The sequence below is a fragment of the Streptomyces sp. NPDC002209 genome, from assembly GCF_042890265.1.
In the GTDB taxonomy this organism is placed as follows: Bacteria; Actinomycetota; Actinomycetes; order Streptomycetales; family Streptomycetaceae; genus Streptomyces.
Map to the genome: position 1 here is coordinate 70,352 of NZ_JBIARX010000022.1, position 19,101 is coordinate 89,452.

Here is a 19,101-nt window from a genome sequence, read left to right on the forward strand (position 1 = left end):
ACGGGCACCGGGCGCTGCTGTTCACCCCGGCCGGGCCGGGCGGGCGGGTGCTGGTGCAGACCCGGCGCGGGGCGCTGGTCCAGGACCGGTGGCCGGCCCTGGGGCGGCCGCCGAGCAGCCGCCCCAGGGCCTGGTCCTTGATGGCGAGCTGGTCGTCTGAGACACCGAAGCGGGCCGGTTGTCATTCGAGGCGTAGCGCGTCGGGCCGCCGTCCGTGTCCGCGGCGCCGCCGGCCTGATCGCCTGGTGGCCGGCCTACTTCGTCGCGTTCGACATCCTGCAGCTCGACGGGCAAGAGCTGCTATCGCGCCCTTACAAGGAGCGGCGCACTCTCCTAGAACAGCTGTTCACCTACCGCGCCCTGACGGCCCCGTGGATGCTGTGTCCGATGACCACGGATCTGGCCGTGGCTCGGGAGTGGTTGGAGGCACGATTTGTGAGCAGAGCGGCAGCTACGGCTTGCCGGCCTTCCGTAACCCGCACGGCGTCAAGGGGCTCGGTGAGCGGGTCCCTGTCCATGCCTGGGTGGACGTGGAGTGCCGGGTGTTCGCCCTCGAGGTCGACTCGGCGAATCCGGACGGCTGGTGGTACCGGATCGTCACCAGCCCGTGGAGCGGCAGCTACTACGCGGTGGCGAACATGTTCATGAACGGGGGCGCCCCGGGCCAGAGCCTGCCGGCCAAGACGGATTCGTCAGTTTCGGTCTGCTGACGGTGGCTGGGGACGGCGCGAGCCGTCGCCAGCCACTGTGGGGGAGGTGTCGGGGGATGAGTCCGGTTGCGTCCGGGCGGGACGGTGGTGCCAGGCGGCGTAGAGGCCGGCGAGCGCGGAGGCGTAACCGGCAAGGGCTTCGGGAGAGACGTGCCCGACGAGGACGAGGGTGATGCCGGTGGCCAGGATCGCCAGGAACGCGGTGAGTTCTACGGGAAAGCTCTGACGCGGGGCAGGACGGATTGCCATGATGATGCTCCTCAGTACATGGAAGGTCGCGGAACGTCACCCCGGCCGGGGCTGTCATCGGGCTGCACTCCTCGGGGTGTGGTTCGAGCGTTGCGTCCCGGAGGCGGGTGCGCCAAGGGAAACGATCTTCTTTCCGTAGCTGTCAACTGGGGGAACGGGCATGACGGGTGTTGTCGAGGGGGGAACCGGCGAGCAAGGACCCGTCGGTGGACCGTCTCGGTCGGGACGGCGACCGCTGAAGAAGCTGAACCCGAAACTCTTCGAGGAACGCCCGCACAAGCTGGTGCTCGTGCGGTACCTGCGCTCCCTGATCGAGGCCGCGGACCTGGCGAGCAAGAACGTCGCTCCAGGCGCAGCAACGAGCCCTGCGACCCTGTCGAGGAACCTTTCAGGAGAGCGGCTTCCCCAGCGCTCCACGGTCGAGGCGATCATCCGGCTCTGCGAGGCGACCGACGAGGTCCGGGCCCAGGTACTGCGCCTGCACACCGCCGCCCTGGGGGAGGCGTACCCGGCTTTCGCCGACCGCCTGGTGATGGCCGACGCCTACGAGGAGACTGTCCTGCGCCACGACCGTGTCCAGAACTGCCTCAAGGCCGTGACCGAGGAGCACCGCCGACAGCAGGCGGACTACGACGACCTCCTGGCCCGCCACGAAACCACCAGGCAGGCCTTCGCCGCAGCCCAGGACGAACTACGTACCCGGCGCCGGCACCACCAAGAGGAGACCGCCCGCATCAGCTCCCTGCTCCGGGAGGAGCAGGACGCCCGCCGACGCGACCGCACCGACTCCGACGCCCGCCTCCACCAGGCCCAAGCCGAAGCCGAGAAGCAGTTGCGGGCCCGGGAAGAGGAGGAAGCCCGCCTCCGCCAGGACCTGCACGCACAGAAGGACAAGATCAACACCCTCTGCGGCCGGCTGGAGGACTCGGCCGCCGAGGCGAGCGCCTTGCGACACGAACGCGACCAGCTGCGCGTTGAATCGGCCCGGCTGCGCGAGAACCTGGTGGGTTTGCAGGTGGACCTCGCGGCGGCCGAAGCGGCACAGGAGAAGCAGAGCCCGCACGCTCAGGAAACGATGGCCGCCCCGGTGAGCCAGAGCGTCGGGCACGCCCTCGACCGGCATCCCGCCACGCGTGAGGACGACGAAGCCGCAGGCCAGCCTGCTCTTGCCGGGGTGTCAACGCGAGCCACCGCCGGCGACGGGGACCCGCGGCCGGCGCCGGCTTCGTCGGAGGCGGATCCGAAGTCGGTGAAGAACTCTGACGGGCTGTGGGAGTTTACCGGCGGCGCAGCGGTCAGCCTCGTGCTCATCTGCATTGGGCTGAACCAGCACACCGGCCCTGCGGATGACCTGCATCTGACGACCGCCGGATGGTGGTGCACGGGCAGTGGCTTCTTCCTGCTATTGTCCTCTGCCTTCTTCTTGGCCGTGCACGAGGCGAGGAACAGCACCGCCGCGCCGGGCGGGACGTACGACCCCGTGTACAGCTACGAACCGATGGCGTGATCGATCCCAGGCCGGGCAGTCTTCGACCACCCAGACGGGACACCACCGAAGCAGCCATCGGCGCCGTCACCGGCACCCTGATCCGCCCTCAGCTCCTGGTCCTGGGCGGCCATGACCAGGCCGGCCGGCTGCGCGCGGTCGGCCGGACCGCACTGCTGCGCCCGGACGTCTCCCACCACGTCGGCGAGCACCTCGCCGCGGCCGGCCCGGGTCACCCTTTCGAGGGGATGCGGTTCGCCTCGGCCTGGGGGAGCCGTGACGCCCTGGACGTGGTGCTTGTCCGCCCGGACCTGGTGGCGGAGGTCAGCGCGGACCGGGCGGTTGACCTGGGCGTTTTCCGTCACCCGCTGAGGTTCCAGCGAATCCGCCTGGACGTGACCGCCAGCGATGTCCCGCCCTTCGGCCAGGGATCGGCTGCGGCGGCTGGCTGACCGGCCCGGCGCGCGCCGACAGAGAGCGGCGTACCCCCGCGCAGGCGCCAGGGTTGGGGCCGATACCCGGCAGGTATCTGGCTTCTTTCGTCAAAGTGGTGTGGTCAGGGACAGCCACTCGCTGGCTTTGTGACCCGGTTCGGCATCGCGATCGACGTCTGCGGCTTGCATCCGGTGCCGGTCGGCTGCCACCACGGTGGCAGCGACAGGATCAGCCTGGGCCGACAGCGGCGAGGAACACGGCCGCCCCGCACACAGTGCAAGGGTCCCCGCTGGTCAGGCCCGGCGGTCAGGCGTGACGGATCCGGCCGCTTGAGGGTTGATACGCGAGAGCCCCACTGCCCGTCGGGGCGACCCCACAGAGAGACAGCCGATGTCCCCTCACCGCGACCAGGACAGCGCCGATGTGATCGTGGTCGGCGCAGGTCCTGCCGGCTGTACCACCGCCTTCCACCTGGCCCAGGCCGGCCACGATGTTCTGCTGCTGGAGAAGGCTGTCTTCCCCAGGGATAAAATCTGTGGCGACGGCCTGACTCCGCGTGCCGTCAAAGAACTTCTCGCCCTGGGTGTCGACGTCGACTGCGATGGCTGGGTGCGCACCCGAGGGCTGCGTGTCCACGGTCCCGGCTACATGTTCGAGCAGCCCTGGCTCAGCGTGGCACCCTTTCCCGACTTCGGGCTCGTGCGAACCCGCCACGACTTCGACTATCTCCTGGCTCGCACCGCCACCGCGGCCGGAGCACGCCTGCTGCAGGGCACCAAGGTCACCGCCCCCCTCATGGAGGCCCGCACGGGCCGCGTCGCCGGTGTCGTTGCGCAACGTGCCGGCGTCACTCACACCTACCGGGCACCCTTGGTCGTGGCGGCCGACGGTGCCTCCAGCCGCCTCGCCGTCGCCCTCGGTCTCCAGCAGCGCAAAGACCGCCCCATGGGCGTAGCCGTGCGCCGCTACTACCAAGCCCCCTACCGCAACCAGGACCACCTCGAACTGTGGGTGGGGCTTCAGGCCCGCGACCAGCGCGGCCGCACCTACCAGCCGTACGGCTACGGATGGGTTTTTCCCGTCGGCGATGGGTCCTTCAACGTGGGCGCTGGCACCTTCCACATCAACCGCACATCCAAAAACGATCACCGGATGCTCTTCGACGACCTGATCGCACGTCTGCCGGCAGCCTGGCACTTCGATGACGCCCACGCCACAAGCCCTGTCCGCGGGGCCCCACTGCCTGCCGGCCTCAACCGGCATCCCCAGTACACCCGCGGCATGCTGCTGATCGGAGACGCCGCCGGCGTGATCAACCCGCTCAGCGGCGAAGGCATCGACTACGCCATGGAATCCGGCCGCCTCACCGCGGAAACCATCACCAACGCCCGCTCCCAGCGCACCGCCGCCCTACGCGAGCAGGTCCTGCTCAGCTATCCCGATGCCCTGCGTCAGGCCTACGGCAGATACTTCACGGTGGGACGCCTCATGATCCAGGCCCTCAGCCACCCCCGCATCATGAAGCTCTTCACCACGCACATCATGAGCCGATCCGCCCTCCAACCCGCGCTGGTCAAGCTCTTGGGCAACCTCCCGGACCCGCACAGCAAAGATGCCCTCGACCGCGTCATCACCGCGCTCTCACGAACAGCGCCCTTAGCCGCGCCTCGCGCCTCGCCCAGCTCCAGGTAGAACGGGACGATGGCCCTGGCGACCGTCGTGGTGCCATCCGGGCTCGGGCCGGGCGCGTGGCCGATGTCTGCACGATCTCGGCCTGCGAGCCGCGGGTGTCTGCCAGGCACACTGTGACGTGCGCACCACCGCGGCCGACAGCCGCTCCCCGCTCGCCGCCCTCCGCCCAGTTGCCCCCGGCGGTGACCGGGTGTTCTTGGCGGAGGTGGCGCGGATCGCCAGGGTGGGCTCCGGGCCGCGGTCGTGAACTGGCGCCGCCGGCACCCCGACTTCCCCGACCCGGTGGCTGGTACGGACATGCACCCGCAGTTCGACCGCCGCGCGGTCGTCGCCTGGCTCCTCGCCCACGACAAGATCGAAGTACCCACCGGGCCGACGATCGCCTCGCTGGTGCTGGCCGGGGCAGGGGGCGCCACGCACCGGTTCCGCCTCGATGACCCGTGGCTGGACCTGGCCGACGACGCGGCCAGCGAGGACTCGTTGTGGCTGGTCCACCGACGCGGACGCCGACGCGCTGGCCGAGCTGACGGCCGGGGAGTCCGGGGCATCGCTGCGCCGGCTGACCGTGCCTGGTAGCGGTTCGGTGGCGGTGCTGGGGGAGGTCCGGGTGATCGAACGGTTCCGCTCGGGGTCGGGCGGCCTGCGGGTGACGCTGGCGTGGCCGGCCGGCCTGCGGGGCGCCGCCGCGGAAGGGTCGGCGGGCGGAGTGGTCCGGCACGAAGTTGCTTACGCCGGCCCGGGGGAGGGGTGCGTGTGCGAGCGGCACGACTGTGGGGAGCCGTCCCCGTCTCCTGGTGCGCCGAGCACGGAGACGCGGTCGGCCCGGTGATGGAGGGGCACCCGGGCGGCGGGATCCGGTGCGCGGAGCTGGTCCGAAGGCCTACCGGCGCCGCAGCGGCACGCGCCTGACCTTGGAATGCGGCGGTGTTCCACTGTCGAACCTGCTTCCCCGGCCGGGTGAACCCTGGTCGGGGAAGCTGTTGCTGACGGTTACGAGCGGATGCCTAGCACAGTGCGGGCCTGGGCGATCAACTCGTAGAACGCTTCCCCGTGAGCCTCACGGCACCGGGCACGTTCAGGCGCGAGTTCTGGGAACTGGGTGTCGAGAAGCAGCCGGTTCACCTGTTCCTGAGAGAGACCCGGGATCTGCCCGAGTGCGGTGGACGCGATTGGGTGGTTGGCACGGTTGAGGTCCTCGTCGTCTTCTACGTAAGACCGGCGTAGCTCGGCAAGGGCGAGCCGGGCCCGGCGGACAGCTGCGTATGCCGGGTCGAACTGGGAGACGGAGTCCAATACGGCCTTGGCTCGCGCGGCTTCGGCGCGGTCTTGCGCCAGGTTCGCCAGACTCTCAGCCGTCGACACGACGCGGCTGGCCTGCATTTCCAGACCGGACTGCGCCACGAGATCCACCCCGGCAAAGGCGTGTGCCAGATTGTTGTACGCCGCCTCGGCTGGTCCCCGGTCAGCATCGACGTACAGGCGGTCTACGGCTCGCACGAACTCCCGAGTGGCCCGCAAAACTCGGCTATCGCAGCTGTCTGCCTGTCGCGCAAGGAGGCGAGGCGGGTGGCTTCTGCCGTGCGGTCGGCCTGCTCCCGCACAGCTGCGAGGGTGGCGGCTGCAGCGGTCTCGGCAGCCTCCTTCGCAGCCTTGGCTTGTTCACGGGCTCCGCCCGCCTGGACCCTCGCGCCCAACCAGGCACCTGTGAAGCCGACCAGCACGGTAAATATGGGGAGGAGGAGCGTGGAGTGCCCTGTGAGGAAGTCCATCACCCCACTTATCCTGCCGGTTGCCGCTGTCAGTCACGCCACTGGGCTCCTTGTCCGATCAGTTGCGAGCTCCTGCTCGAGTAGCTATTGCGCCCAGTCGACTCCGAGTGCGGCGAGCGCAGCGAGTTGATCGGCGTCGAGCCGGTCGCGGCGCTGCTTCTGGTTGACGATCCACACCCCGGTACGGTGCTCGGTCCCGTCGGGGAACTGCTCGACGTGCGCCCGCCTGGGCAGGCCGCCGCCTTCGCGCTCGAGGTACTGCGTGAGGGCTTGTACGCCCTTGTGGAACGCCTCGGCGCCCCGCCTGGACATGGACGCCGCGCCCACCGTCGCCGTACGGGCGCGTACGGCCCGTGCTGGCTTGACGCCGAGCTCGGCGAGGCGGCGCTGCTGTTCCTCGGTGAGCCGGCGGAAGTCCCGTCGTTGGGTGGCGAGCCACCGGCCGATGTCCTCCCCGTGCCACGTCACCCCCGCGACCACGGCCGTGAGGCGCGCACCGCCGTCCAGGAGGGCCTTCAGGCCCGCGTACTGGCGTTGCCAGTCGACCGTCCAGCCGAGCGCGCCGGGGTTCCAGTCCTCATCGATCGCGGCGAGGGCGGCGGCCCGCCGCTCGGCGCGGTCGGGGTCTGGGGCGACGGTCATTTCGCTGGGTACGGGTCGCGCTCGCTGACGGTGTGTGAGCACGGGTGGGACTGCTGGTCGGCGACAGCGGAACGATAGGTAGAGCAGATCGTTAGCAGGGCATGATCACCATGAAGCGTGCGCTTGCCGCTGCCATCCTCGTGGGGGCCTGCCTGGGGACGTCGGGTGCTGGCCACGCGGCGGACAACGACACCACGGAGGTATTCACCCTCCGCTCCAGTGGTCCGGACGTGTCCCAGCATTGGCTCAAGGCTGTCCCCCACGTCGGCTCGCCGACGAAGTCACACGCCGTTTTCGTTCCAAATAAGGCGGACGCGACCATCTGGTTCATCGACTCTGCCGGGAGGTTGTCGTACAAAAACGGTAACGACGACTGGGTGAGCTTCACCGTCGGCTCAAGCGACCCCAGGGAGATTTTCTGGCCAGTCCCTGGCTCGCAAAACTTCCTCGTGTGGAAGAAGCACGCGAATGGGAAGGTCGTCTCCAATGACCCTGTGCTCGACAAGCTCCAGTCTTGCGCTGAGGTTGGAGTGCCAGATCCGGGGCGTACTCTTTGGATCGGGAGTTTCGTAGATAACCGGAATGACTGTAAATCGGTCGATCTCCACTCCGAGGTTCCCCTTTGATGAGTGTTGAGGTGCGCCTGACCTCGTCGGCCATGTAGTTGCCTGGGTCCGGCACGGTGGCCGGCCAGTACTGCGCCCGCCGCCGGCTCGTCCTGGAGGCCCGGCGCCCGGTTTCCGGGGGCGGTACTGCTGGGCCGCCCCATGCAGACAGCCGGCCTCGGCGGTGACGGGCGGTCAGCGCGTGTCCGGGCCGGTGCCGAGTTGGCGGCGGCCGGGTGAGCGGGGCACTGCCGCGGGCGCTTCTGCGGGCGTTCCGGTCGGCTCGGCGGCCAGACGGGCCTGGCGGTCGGCCGTGGGCTGTGCTGAGGGAGTGGCGGGGCGGGGGCCGGTGCCCAGGGGGCGGCGTTCGATCATGTGCCCAGTTTCGCGGACACGGTGGGTGCGTTCGGGCGCTGGTTGATGGTGCGGTGGAGGGCGGCACGCAGTTCCAGCCCGGTGGTGACGATCTGCGCGGCGGCGCGGGCGCGTTCGGCGAGGGCCTCGTCGGGCGCGGCCCGCCTGCTCGCCGCGTCCGTTCCCCATCGGTCGCCCCATGCTTCGAGGGCCTGGGCGTGGGGGAGGTTGATCCAGTACACGCCGCGCAGCAGCGGCACCGCGAGCGCGTTGGGCAGGGTCACGCACAGCCGCGCGGTGTATCCGCCGCCCGCGTACGCCCGCCGCAGGGGGCCCTGGCTGTCAGTGCTGGAGAGTGCTCTCGCTGGGGGGCGGCGTCTCCGTGGCTTGGGGTGCCGGCTCAGCGGCGCGCCACTTCTCGTAGGTCACCGTCCCGGCGATGTTCGCGACGGTGAGCGCTGCGCCGATCAGGACGCCTTGGCCGCGGTAGAAGTACCGCAGCGCGTCGGGACCGCCCCGCCTACCGAACGGGCCGCCCGGGTGGTCGTCCATGCTGGCGACCGGCTCGCCCGGCGAGCCGGCCTGCTCTCGCCTGTGTAGTTCATTCCAGGTCCGCCCACGTCCAGGCAGGCGCGGGGTTTCCGTCAGGCTCACGACCCCAGCGGAATCGCTCGTGATGGTCACCGACTGATAGGAATCGAGAGAAGTCACCTGCGGGAGGAAGCCGTGCGATCAAGGTTGTGGATTGCTGCTCGGTTCCTGCATCCCTCAGGCTGTCCAGCAGGCAGGTAGTCGCGGTGGGATTGTTGAGTGGGGCATGGGCGGCGGCGCGGGTCGCCAAGGTGATGATCTGCTCCTTCGCGCCGGCCATGCGCAGGCCTTCAAGCAACGTGGCTGTCGCTGGCAGGTCGTGCAGTGGCGTGTGGGAAGCGGCTCGCGTCGCCAGGGTGGTGACTTGTTCCCTGGCCCCTGCCGCCAGCATCACGTCCAGAAGTTTGGCCACGCCTCCCGGGTCGTCAAGAGGGACATGGGCAGCGGCGCGGGTTGCCAGGGCACTGATCCCTTCACCAGCTTCCGCGCTATGCAGGATGCTCAGCAGGCGCGCCATCTCGCGCGGACAGTCGAAGGGAAGATGGGCGGCAGCGCGGATGGCCAAGGCCGCGGCCTGTTTCCCAGCACCTGCTTCTCGCAGGCTGCTCACCAGGTGGAACGTCCCGGACACGAGTGGGGCATGGGCGGCGGCGCGAGTTGCCAGCGTATTGATCTGCGCATGAGCTTCCACCTTGTGCAGGCTGTTCAGCAGCCAAGCCACCTCGAGCGGACTGGCGAGGGAGGTTTCGGTGGCGGCGCGGGTTGCTAGATCGGAAACCGGCTCTTTGGCTCCTGTCCTACAAAGGGCTTCCAGCAGCCGGGCCACCTCGTACGGGTTGTCAACCGGGGTGTGGGTGGCGGCCTGGGTGGCTAGGTGTTGGGCCTGTGCAAGGTCCCCAGCCGCCCGTTGCAAGGCCAGTAGCCTGGTTACCTCAACGGGATCGTCGATGGGGCACTGGCTGGCAGCTCGGGTGGCCAGGGCAGAGAGCTGCTCCTTGTGACCTGTTGCCCACAGGATGTGCGCCAGAGCGGCCAGCGCATCGAGGTCGTCGAAAGGGCTGCGGGTGGCGGCGCGGGCTGCCAGGTCGCTCGCCTGCTCCTTGGCTCCAGAAGCATCCAGGAATTGTAGAAGCCAGGCCAGTGCATCGGGGTTGTCGAGGGGGGTGTGGGTGGCGGCGCGGGTTGCGAGGGAGGCCGCCTGCTCCTTGGCTCCCGTTTTATGCAGGCTGTCTATCAGACATGCGACCGCCTCGGGGTTGTCGAGGGGGGTGTGGGTGGCGGCGCGGATTGCCAGGGAGGCCGCCTGCTCCTTGGCTTCTGCTTCGTGCAGGCTGTTCAACAGCCGGGCCACCTTTTGGGGCTCGTTAAGGGGCGTGTGGGTGGCGGCGCGGGTTGCCAGCACTGTGGCCTGCTCCTCAGTTTCTTCCTCGTGCAGGCAGTGCAGGAGATATGCCACCGTGTCGGGGTCGTCGAGTGCTGCAGAGGTGGCGGCGCGGTCTGCCAGGAAAGAGACCTCTGCGCTCGCCCCAGCTTCACGCAGGATCTGCAGAAGCCGATTCATGCCACGGGGATGGTCGACGGGGGAGTCCACCACCTGGGTCGCCGTTCGAGTTGCCAGGGCAATTGCCTCATCCCGAGCCCCGGCTGCTACCAGGCTGTTCAACAGCACGCGCACACTCTCCCAGTCGTCGAGAGGAGCCTGTGCAATTGCCCATTGAGCGGGATGGCGGTCGGTGGGCCACTGGGCGTGCAGCAAATCAACGAGCGCGGGAGCGGCTAAGTAGTGGCCGTGGAGGGTCGCGCGTTTGAAGAGTTGGGCGGCGTCACGGTAGAGGCCGCGTGCCTGTGCTGCAGCGCCGAGGGTGAACAGATCCGTGCCAGGGGCGTGGCCAGCGGCTGCCGTCCAGAAGTCGATCGGCGGTACCTGATCAGCTCGGTGCCGGCGGCCGAACTGGTCGAGGTAGTCGGCGAGCTGGTATTGGGGCCCGGGCGTGTGCCGGACTGATCGTCCTCGACTGGTGCCGTCGCCAGTCGGGCGCTGATTGCGGGGGGCAACGGCTTTCACCGGGGTGAGGATTCCGGGAATGCCATTGCATTCCCGGGTGACGTAGTCGAGCGCTTGTGGCAGCCAGTCGTCACTGGTCGAGTTCCACTCGGTGTCGGTGAGGTAGCCGAGGGCGGCATCGGCGAGCCACGCCAGTGGGAGGTGCGGGCCAGCGCCAAGGCGGCGGGCATCCATCGCGGCGTGGATTAGTGCGCGGTTAGCCCCCTGGGCACCTTCGTAGCGGTCCATCAGGACAGGTACTCCAGCCAGATACTGGGTTACCTGACCATCTGACGAGCGCTGGGCGGCCTCCGCGAGCCGGGGGTCGATACTCGCCGACGTGAACAGGCACGCAAGCTCCGTGTGAGTGAAGGAATTCGGAACGTTGATCTTGTGGCCGCTGAGCAGTTCCCGGGCGTGCCGATCCGAGCTGGTGCGTGAGGTCAGCCGGTCCCAGTGTTCGGGCCAGAGCGTGGCCAGTACGAGTACGGGGCCACGGTCAGGATCGTGCAGCAGACTGCGAAGACCAGCGGCAACCTGTTCCCCGAGAGGTTCGGGCCCCAGGTAGTGCTGAGCCTCGTTGAGCCACACGACGGTCCGGGGTGCGATGTCGGCCAGCCCGTTCAGGACGGCGTCGGGGCGGGTGGGGGAGAGCGGGTGCCATAGGCGCCAGGTGTCCGGTAGCTTGCGGGCCGCTTCCCACAAGGCGCGGGTTTTGCCTGTCGATGAGCCACCGACCAGGACCACGACCCGGCTCTGCCCATCCGCCGCGGCACTTATCTCCGCGTTGAGAAGGGAATCGAAGTCCCGTGGGACGTAAGTGGGCAGGGCACCGAGCCGGTCGGAGCTGCCAGCGCGGTCGAGAGAGGGGTGGACTTCCAAGTCGGCCAAGACGATTCGGTCGACTTCGAAGTCACGCACCGGCCTACCAGCGCCCTCGGCCATGCGGGCGGCTATCCATCGCTCGCGCAGACGGGCAGAAATATCCTGCTCATCCCATGCGGCGCGCCGCGCCAGTACCACGGCAACGGAGACTAGATCAGCCTGGCTAGGAGGCAAGAACGGTTCGCTGATACACCGCCGGACCGTGTCACGACCAGGAGCTCCCGGCAGGGTCTCATCGTCCCTGATGTCCCCGGCGATCTCATTCAGGCTCGGCGCCCCGGCTGCCAGATACAGCTGGTAGAGCAAGTCTTTGAGATCCCGCAGCGGGCGCGGCCATCCCACCCGAGCCCGCTCCAGCGGCCGCGGCCGCTTGACTGAGCCGCCCTTAGTGTCGCTACCCATCGCACCATCTTCGCGTACCTCTGCCTACATCGGCCATGAACTGCGTTTATTCCGGACGCGATTGAGGTCTCGTCGCAACTGGGAGTCGATCTACGTGCGGGGTCGAACCTGGACAGAGAGCCGGCCGGCTGTCCATCCGCTACCGCGTGACCTGTGGAGGTCTCATGTCCCGCATGCCCCTGACCCGTCGCGAGCGCCTGGCCCTGGCCGGCACTGTGACGGGCGGTCTCGTCTCAGGCCTGGTCCGGGCCGTCGCCACCTGGCTCCTTGACCAGCTGGCCTGACAGCCCTCACCTCCGACCGGATGGCGTCCTGGCCCCCGAAACGGGCTGGGACGCAACCATCTACTCGCCCCGACCTCTGTGAGGCGCGGGTTGGGGAGGCCACAGCGCCGGAGCCGCCAGCGCAGACCGCGCGGCGCCCGGCCGCAGCTGGTCGTTTCCGCGGTGAATCCGGACGCCCGCCCGGGTGAGTTGACGGCTCACGCCCTGTCGGAGATCACGCGACTCGCGCTACACCCACTCATGTGATCAAGAACCTGCTGTGGCACGGGCTGCCCGCGCTCACCCTCGCCGCCCTGCCCCAGCTCACCACCGCTCCCGCCTCCCACGCCGCAGTCCTGTGGCCAGCCGCGGTCGCCACGTTTGCCGCGGCTCCCGCCGTACCGGGCGCCCCCGGGGGTGTGGGCGCCGTTGTTGTGAATGGGTGTGTTGGCGGCATCGGGTGAGCGTCAGCTGGGTCGAGGCCCCGAGTTCGCCGAGGGGTGCCGGGAGCTGGGGTTTGACCTCCAGAGCCGGTGAACGCCCCACCGACGAGACATCGTTGGGGCAGCCCGAGATTCCACAGTAACGTATTCGTAAAGACGCAGGTCAGAGCGGCTGGAGGCGCGGGAAAGTTCACCCTTTTAGTAGGAAGAAAGGCTGAGAGGGCGAGGGCAGCAGCTGCCCTTATGTCTGGGGCCGCGAAGGTGTTCTGACGTGCAGTTTCCTCGGCGGAGCCTCGGTCGGCCGGGCGGAGGCGCAACAGGCCTGCCAGGACCAGGAGGCGCGGTCCCGGCAGTGTTCCAGCACTGTTCGGGTGATGGTGCGCGTGTCACCCAGCGGTCTCTGCCCTGTCTTTTTTCCCAGGCCGGGCAGAGGCCGCTCTTTGTTGTGGCGACGGCCCACCTGCTTCCAGGCGAAAGCCGTCTCCCGCGCGGCGTACGCACCGCCCCCTCGTAGCCACCGGCTCGGCTTCACGGACCGCTCCCCGTACACGCGGGGATGACGACCCACCGATCAGCTGCTGGTGGTGCTCAACGGGCCATCCCCGCGTGCACGGGGAGCGGTCCGCCGGGGTTGAGGCGTACTCCACATCGGTTCCAACTGTAGCGAGAGTCGTCCATGAGGGTGGACATCGTGTCCACCCATCCAGGCGGAGGTCCATGCGTACGAAGGTGCCCGGCATGGATTTCCGGGCCCTCCGGCGGGTCGTCCGCGGCCGGCGGCCGACCTCGAGGGCCGGGGCGGACATGGGGTCAGGAGCCGGCCCATTCCACTCCGAGGGCGGCGAGGACGGCGAGCTGTGCGGCGTCGAGTCGGTCGCGGCGCTGCTTCTGGTTGGCGATCCACACGCCAGTGCGATGCGGACCGTCGGGGAGGTGTTCGACGTGGGAGCGGCCGGGGAGGGCGCCGCCTTCCAGTGCGAGGTACTGCGCGAGGGCCGTCACGCCTTTGTGGAAGCCTTCCGTGCTCCGCCCGGACGTGGAGGCCGCGCTCGCCTTCGCGGCCGCCGTACGGGCCCGTACGGCCCGTGCCGGCTTCACGCCGAGCCCGGCCAGGCGGCGCTGCTGCTCCTGGTTGAGCTGGCGATAGTTGCGGCGCTGGGTGGGAGTTCTCGCTTGTTTGTCCGGGCTGATTCTCGGTTGGGTGTCCAGTCTTGGGGCGCTGTGTGTCGCTTCAACAGTGGTTGTTCTATGGGGTGTGGAGTGGCGCTAGCAGGGTGTTGAGGTTGGACAGGTAGTGAGGATCAGCTGGTCATCAGGTGAGGATTGGCTGGTCAGCGGGCTGGGGGTTCCCACTAAGGGTCACGCCTTCGAGCCCCGGAACACTAATCGAGGTAAGGGCAGCGCCCAACCCAAGCATAGTCAATTCGAGGGCCCCGAATCGCGGCCATCTTGAGCCTCAGACGGCTTATCGGTCAGTTCTCTCAAGATCTCGTCTCGAAGCTCAGACGCAGACATTTCCGATTCCTCGCTGATGCGAACACGCCGCCCCCCTGAATCCTCAATCCGGATCCTCACGGCAGGTTTCTCACTCCTTCTGCCAACTAGGGAGATCAAGGAAACAGCCGCCCCCGCCACGCCGCCAGCCACACCAATGAGCGCCGGCCAGAGCTCTTCGGAAGAGGCCATCACTCCACCCCCGTTACCACACAAGCCACACCGCTAAGGATAGCAGCAAGGAAAAGCCAGCCGGACATCGCAACGCGGAAATCAACGGACAGGTCACTAAGGATGATGTAATAAATGGTATTCCCTAGGAAGACGGCGCCGGCTGCGGAAACAGCCCCGAACCCCAGGAAGTCATACTTCTCCAATCCTCTTCCAATGCGGTCCGCAGCGGCGGCGGCGCACAGAATTGCTGACGCAATAAAGAGGTCCCCTTTTTGTAAAACGGCGCTCTTGGATGGGTGATCACCCTCCTTGCCGATCTCAATCCAGATCGGAATCAAGCCAACAACCACTCCGCCAATCACCCAAATAAACACACGCCAAAAAATCTCCTTCTTCGATCTCCCCAGATTACCCTGCCTCTTAACTCCGGACATGGCACCTCTATAGGTTTTATAGCTCATGCAGCCTTGCGCAAAAAATGCCACAGCCGCAAAGATGCTTCAAGAACCGACCCGCAAATACGCCCCTTCGTCGCACGGGGCATGCATCTACTTACGCCGACTGTAGGCCGTATTGGCTGAAAAGCCTTAAAGATGGAGCGTGTACGTGTCAGCCGTGACCATCATCGTCAAGGTATGAGCGGGCAGCCTCAGTCCATTCCTCGAGGCTTCGAGCGGGCGGTGCCACAACCCGGGCGGGCCGCCGTTCACCGCTTGCCGTCCTGGCCCGGGTGGGTCCCGACTAGGACCGGGTGCTGCTGGCGGAGATGGGCCGGATGGTGTGGCGCTGGCTCGCTGCGCCCGGTCCCGGGGTGGTGCCGGGTGCTCGGCTGACGCTGGGGGACCAGCTCGTCGTGACGGACGAGGTACGCGTGTTGCTGGTGCTGTGGGGTGGGAACGTCGCTGCGGTACAGCGTGAGCTGGCCGAGCGCGCTGCCCGGCAGTCGCCTGCGGGTATCGCTCCGTCGTTCACGACGTTGTATCGTGCGATCCGGCGGGATCCGTTGCAGACCAAGGCGGAAGGCCTTCGTCACCGCCTTCCGTGTCCGGTAGAGGCGTTGAGGATGTGGCGGATGATGGACGCGGCTTCGTTCGGGTTGCGGTCGAGCCAGTCGGTGAGGTGTTCGCGGACGACCTCCTGAACGTAGGCGTCTGCTTCGGGGTTGCCGAGCCTGGTCCTGGTGGCGCCCTCGAACACGGGATGGGCGAGTTTTACGGAGACGACTGCAGTCAGGCCCTCGTGGACGGCTTCGGCTGTGATGTCCTCGTCGTCCGGGGAGAGCAGGTGCTGTCGGCGCGCGTGGTCGTTGACGATCGCAGTGAGCGCGGTTTGGAGGCCGTGTTCGTGTGTGCCGCCCTCATGGGTGCGGGTGCTGTTCGCGAAGGATTGGAGGTTTCCCGTGGACCAGGTGTTCCACTGCATAGCGACCTGCACGGAGATTGTCGCATCCTGATTCTCCGACTCGAAGGCGATGGCGGGTGAATGAACGAGCCTCGGGGGGTAGGGGTTGAGGTGGGCGACGTAGGCCCGCAGGCCGTCCGTGTGGTGGTAGCGGACCGGTCGCTCCGGTCGCTCGTCAGTGAGTGAGATGGCCAGGCCCTCGTTGAGGAAGGCCAGTTCCTGGAGGCGTTCCGACAGCGTGGCGAACGAGTAGCGGGTGGTCTCGAAGATGTCGGCGTCGGGCCAGAACGCGATCGCGGTGCCGTGCGTATCCGTCTCTTCCTTCCTCGTCAGCGGGGTGACCGGGGTGCCCTTCTCGTATGCCTGGGTCCACCGGTGGCCGTCCCGGCGGACCTCGACCGTCAGGTGGCTCGACAGCGCGTTGACCACGCAAAGGCCCAGGCCATTGATGCCACCGGAGATCGCGTAGCCGGTGTGGGGCCTGGAGCCGAAGGAGAGCTCTGTCAGTTCGCGTTCGACCCCCGACTTGCCGGTGGGTTCCTCCATCTCGACGGGCAGGCCCCGCCCGTTGTCCGAGACACGAATGCCGCCCTCCGCGGTGATCGTGACGTCGATGGTGTCGGCGTGGCCGGCAAGGTGCTCGTCGACGGCGTACGAGACGACCTCGTAGATCAGTTGATGCAGGCCGCGCTCGCTGGTCGAGCCGATGTACATGCCGGGACGCTTGCGTATCGCTTCGTGGCTCTTGAGTACCTGGATGAGGCTGGCGGTGTACTCGTGCACGTTCGAGGGCTGACTGGGGTTGCCGGTCTCCGTCATGAAGCATCCTTCCTTGGGCCGTCCTGAGCATGTTTGTGAGCGGGCGTCACCGAAGCGGCCGCAGCTGCTTCCAAGCCGTCGCCGGTACAGGACCATCCTAGGTATCTGGAGGTAAATGCGCAGGTCAGCCCCTATATGGCGAGGTCCCATATGGATGCGTAGACGGCTTCGCCGTGGCCACCGTTCTCGAGGGCTGCTACTGGGGCGGGCGCAGCGCTAAGCTCCCGTCGGAGGCGCGAGAGAGGCGTTCTCGGCTGGCTCTGAGGTGCCTTTCCCACGTATTTTCCGGCAGGAGTTCGACTCACTACTGTGCCCATTCGATGCCCAGCTTCGCGAGGGCGGCGAGCTGGTCGGGGGTGAGTTTGTCGCGGCGGGTCTTGGTGTTGGAGACGGATACGCCGAGCGATTAGCTCATCCCTATGCTGCTCCCGTGGACACGGGTTCACCAGGGGTGGCGTGGCCGTGAGGAGTGGGGGCGGACATGAGGGATGACAGCTTGTGGCTGTTGTCGGAGCCGGTAGAGCGGACACCGATGCCGATACCTCACCTCAAGCGACAGGTGGAACGGGCGCGATCGAGATTGAGTGAGGCGGAGACCGAAGAGCGCCGGGCAGCCAAAGCGTTGCAGCGTGCTGGGAAGGCAAGTGCCGGGAAGAAGAACCAGACCAGCGAAGGGGCGGAACGGCGTCTGGCCCTGGCCAGGAGCCGACGAAGCCAGCGCGAAGGACAGCTGGCGCAAGCCCAGCAACGCCTCCAGGCACGCACTGGTGCGGGAGCTAACCTCACGCCTCGACCTCGACGAACAACGGACTCGGTGATTCCTGCGGAAGGCACGCGACCCACGAATGGGACGTGCCCGGTATGCGGTAAGAGCGGTTTGCCGCAGGGACGTGTCCGCCACCTCAGGTGCGAGAACGCTGCACGCCCCGGCAACGCTTCGGAGCTCAGGGCAGCAGCGGAAGAGGCTGGGAGAATGCAGGCCGCGATCCGATATAGGACCCTCGTGAGGCAAGCTGAGCAGCGGGAGGACAGCACCCGCGGTAAGCGTGGTCCGACGGCCGGCGGACGGCCGGTACGCATCGCAGCCGCGAGAGGAGCAGTGCTGCTGCGTAGTGGAGGCCGATGCGAGAATCCAGACTGCGCTGGTCAGCCTGAGGAACTCACTGACGCCGGACACCCCATTCTGGAAGTTGACCATGTAGAGGAATTGGCTTCCGGTGGACGTGATCACCCTTCACGGATGATTGCTCTGTGTCCGAACTGTCATGCGCTCAAGACCCGGGGCCGTAACCGAGCGAGGTTGGCAGACATCTTGTGTCGCATCGCCGAAGACCGACACACGAGGTGGGTAGAGCTGGTGAAGCCTCAGGCGCGGCCCTGACGACGGGTGGGGCTACGACATGCTGCTCTACGCCCAGCTGACGCCCAGTTCTCGTAGTGCGTCCAGCTGTTCCTGGGTGAGTTTGTCGCGTCGGGTTTTGGTGTTGGACACCCACACGCCCAGCTTCACAGTCACCGGTTCCTCCTCGCCCTCGACCGCGATCTCCTCGCCGTGCGCGCGGGGCACCGCCCGGTCCGCGCCTTCCCGCTCCACCCACTGCGCAAGGGCCTCCAGGCCCCGCTGGAACGCCTGCTGAGCCTTGCTCGGCCCCTTCGCCCCGCGGCTGGCCGCACGGGCGGGAGGGGGCGCCTGGTTGGGCTGTACGACCAGCTTGGTCAGCCGTGCCTGTTGCTCGGGTAGGAGCCGTGTCCAGGTGGCCGGCTGCTTTTGCTGTTGGAGCCACTTGCCGATGTCGTCGCCGTCGAAGACGACGCCCGGCGCGATGTGGGGCAGGCTACCGTCGGCGTCGACCAGGTCCGCCAGGACGCGGTAGTGCCGCTGCCAGTCCAGCGGCCACGGGCAGTCCCAGTCCTGGTCGATCGCGGTCAGCTGCGCCGCGCGTTCCGCGGCCCGGTCCGGGTCCTTGCCCAGGCCGTTCTTGGCGCCTTTGCGGCGGAGGTTGGCCACGTGCTGTCCGACGGGCACCATCTCGTCGTCCTCGCCCCACATGGCGTCCTGCCGGGGCGCGAGGTGCCCGGTGGCCCGCCGGTACGACCGCAGCACGGCGAGTTTGGCCTCCCATGCCTCCTCGCCGGGCTCCCACACCATCCCGGCCTCCGGCGCGTCCAGCAGGGTTTTGCGCCGTTCCTCGAGTTCGCCGGCGCGCAGGGCCTTGCGCTGCTGGTGCACCCACCGGCCGAGCGGGAAGTCCTTCGTGACGCCGACTTCGGTCTCGGTGTCGTACGGCACGGCGTAGACGCCGGTGATCTCGTTCTCCGTCCGCCAGCGGATGAGGGCCTGGTATCCCTCCAGCCAAACCAGGGACTCGGGCCGGTGGACCCAGGTGCGCAGGAATGCTGCGATCGTGGCCGCGTCCCGGGGAGAGGAGAAGTGGAGCAGGGCCGACTCCGCGGCGGCGTCGGTGTCGTCCTGCTCCTGGTCGCCTTCGCCGCCGGCTCCGACGATCTGCCCGTCCTCGTCGCGGCGCAGGTGGACCTTGCGCTGGCCGCTGGTGAGGGCGCGGGAGGCCAGCTGCTCGACGAGGCGCTCGTCGTGGGAGCGCAGGCCCTTTATCTAGGGGTGGCCGGAGTGCGAGGGACGTT

The 19,101-nt window shown here is 67.8% G+C and carries 17 protein-coding genes and 1 pseudogene; 8 read left to right on the top strand and 10 right to left on the bottom strand.

Features of this window, described 5'->3' with window-relative positions; translation table 11 throughout:
* Nucleotides 1-458: 458 nt before the first annotated feature.
* Entirely contained in the window at nucleotides 459-710 is a 252-nt protein-coding gene (locus tag ACFYXK_RS29910) for a hypothetical protein (protein ID WP_389413954.1), read from the top strand.
* On the opposite strand, the gene ACFYXK_RS29915 is transcribed toward ACFYXK_RS29910, so the two are convergent.
* The gene (locus ACFYXK_RS29915; RefSeq protein ID WP_389413955.1) at nucleotides 693-959 is read right to left on the bottom strand and encodes a hypothetical protein; all 267 of its coding nucleotides are present in this window, start codon (nucleotides 957-959) and stop codon (nucleotides 693-695) included. The two genes, ACFYXK_RS29910 and ACFYXK_RS29915, sit on opposite strands and share 18 nt — an antisense overlap.
* Nucleotides 960-1,119: 160 nt before the next feature.
* On the opposite strand from ACFYXK_RS29915, the gene ACFYXK_RS29920 reads away from it, so the two are divergent.
* The 4 genes from ACFYXK_RS29920 (at nucleotide 1,120) to ACFYXK_RS29935 (ending at nucleotide 5,148) form a co-directional block, all read left to right on the top strand.
* Nucleotides 1,120-2,466, top strand: a complete 1,347-nt coding sequence (locus ACFYXK_RS29920; protein ID WP_389413956.1) for a helix-turn-helix domain-containing protein — start codon at nucleotides 1,120-1,122, stop codon at nucleotides 2,464-2,466.
* A complete protein-coding gene (locus ACFYXK_RS29925) occupies nucleotides 2,463-2,897 on the top strand; it encodes a hypothetical protein (protein ID WP_389413957.1) in 435 nt (144 codons plus the stop codon). Before ACFYXK_RS29920 ends, ACFYXK_RS29925 begins: the two co-directional genes overlap by 4 nt.
* A gap of 373 nt (nucleotides 2,898-3,270) precedes the next feature.
* Nucleotides 3,271-4,572 (top strand): geranylgeranyl reductase family protein, encoded by a 1,302-nt coding sequence (locus ACFYXK_RS29930; RefSeq protein ID WP_389413958.1) that lies wholly within the window; start codon nucleotides 3,271-3,273, stop codon nucleotides 4,570-4,572.
* A 243-nt stretch (nucleotides 4,573-4,815) separates the two neighbouring features.
* A complete protein-coding gene (locus ACFYXK_RS29935) occupies nucleotides 4,816-5,148 on the top strand; it encodes a hypothetical protein (RefSeq protein WP_389413959.1) in 333 nt (110 codons plus the stop codon).
* A 414-nt stretch (nucleotides 5,149-5,562) separates the two neighbouring features.
* Here the strand turns inward: ACFYXK_RS29935 and ACFYXK_RS29940 are convergent, their stop codons facing one another.
* Together ACFYXK_RS29940 and ACFYXK_RS29945 are read right to left on the bottom strand one after the other, a co-directional pair.
* Entirely contained in the window at nucleotides 5,563-6,069 is a 507-nt protein-coding gene (locus ACFYXK_RS29940) for a hypothetical protein (RefSeq protein WP_389413960.1), read from the bottom strand.
* Between the two features lie 356 nt (nucleotides 6,070-6,425).
* On the bottom strand, nucleotides 6,426-6,983 hold the full coding sequence (locus ACFYXK_RS29945; protein ID WP_389413961.1) for a helicase associated domain-containing protein: 558 nt from the start codon (nucleotides 6,981-6,983) through the stop codon (nucleotides 6,426-6,428).
* 101 nt (nucleotides 6,984-7,084) lie between these two features.
* On the opposite strand from ACFYXK_RS29945, the gene ACFYXK_RS29950 reads away from it, so the two are divergent.
* On the top strand, nucleotides 7,085-7,609 hold the full coding sequence (locus ACFYXK_RS29950) for a hypothetical protein (protein ID WP_389413962.1): 525 nt from the start codon (nucleotides 7,085-7,087) through the stop codon (nucleotides 7,607-7,609).
* 350 nt (nucleotides 7,610-7,959) lie between these two features.
* On the opposite strand, the gene ACFYXK_RS29955 is transcribed toward ACFYXK_RS29950, so the two are convergent.
* The 3 genes from ACFYXK_RS29955 to ACFYXK_RS29965 are packed head-to-tail and all read right to left on the bottom strand — an operon-like array spanning nucleotide 7,960 to nucleotide 11,768.
* Nucleotides 7,960-8,226 carry a hypothetical protein gene (locus ACFYXK_RS29955; RefSeq protein WP_389413963.1) on the bottom strand — a complete coding sequence of 89 codons (267 nt, stop codon included), beginning with the start codon at nucleotides 8,224-8,226 and terminating at the stop codon, nucleotides 7,960-7,962.
* A 58-nt stretch (nucleotides 8,227-8,284) separates the two neighbouring features.
* Nucleotides 8,285-8,494: a hypothetical protein gene (locus ACFYXK_RS29960; protein ID WP_389413964.1), complete on the bottom strand. Its 210-nt coding sequence runs from the start codon at nucleotides 8,492-8,494 to the stop codon at nucleotides 8,285-8,287.
* Between the two features lie 49 nt (nucleotides 8,495-8,543).
* Nucleotides 8,544-11,768 carry a hypothetical protein gene (locus ACFYXK_RS29965; protein ID WP_389413965.1) on the bottom strand — a complete coding sequence of 1,075 codons (3,225 nt, stop codon included), beginning with the start codon at nucleotides 11,766-11,768 and terminating at the stop codon, nucleotides 8,544-8,546.
* Between the two features lie 622 nt (nucleotides 11,769-12,390).
* Here ACFYXK_RS29965 and ACFYXK_RS29970 point away from each other — a divergent pair.
* On the top strand, nucleotides 12,391-12,591 hold the full coding sequence (locus ACFYXK_RS29970; protein WP_389413966.1) for a hypothetical protein: 201 nt from the start codon (nucleotides 12,391-12,393) through the stop codon (nucleotides 12,589-12,591).
* A 789-nt stretch (nucleotides 12,592-13,380) separates the two neighbouring features.
* Here ACFYXK_RS29970 and ACFYXK_RS29975 read toward each other — a convergent pair.
* From ACFYXK_RS29975 to ACFYXK_RS29985, 3 genes are all read right to left on the bottom strand, one after another.
* Complete coding sequence (locus ACFYXK_RS29975) at nucleotides 13,381-13,668, bottom strand: hypothetical protein (protein ID WP_389413967.1); 288 nt, start codon at nucleotides 13,666-13,668, stop codon at nucleotides 13,381-13,383.
* Nucleotides 13,669-14,255: 587 nt separating this feature from the next.
* Nucleotides 14,256-14,723 (bottom strand): hypothetical protein, encoded by a 468-nt coding sequence (locus ACFYXK_RS29980; protein WP_389413968.1) that lies wholly within the window; start codon nucleotides 14,721-14,723, stop codon nucleotides 14,256-14,258.
* Nucleotides 14,724-15,267: 544 nt separating this feature from the next.
* The gene (locus ACFYXK_RS29985; protein WP_389413969.1) at nucleotides 15,268-16,458 is read right to left on the bottom strand and encodes an ATP-binding protein; all 1,191 of its coding nucleotides are present in this window, start codon (nucleotides 16,456-16,458) and stop codon (nucleotides 15,268-15,270) included.
* 973 nt (nucleotides 16,459-17,431) lie between these two features.
* On the opposite strand from ACFYXK_RS29985, the gene ACFYXK_RS29990 reads away from it, so the two are divergent.
* The gene (locus ACFYXK_RS29990) at nucleotides 17,432-17,839 is read left to right on the top strand and encodes an HNH endonuclease signature motif containing protein (protein WP_389413970.1); all 408 of its coding nucleotides are present in this window, start codon (nucleotides 17,432-17,434) and stop codon (nucleotides 17,837-17,839) included.
* 27 nt (nucleotides 17,840-17,866) lie between these two features.
* Here the strand turns inward: ACFYXK_RS29990 and ACFYXK_RS29995 are convergent.
* Nucleotides 17,867-19,072, bottom strand: a pseudogene (locus ACFYXK_RS29995) (helicase associated domain-containing protein); the annotation flags it as partial.
* Nucleotides 19,073-19,101 lie beyond the last annotated feature (29 nt).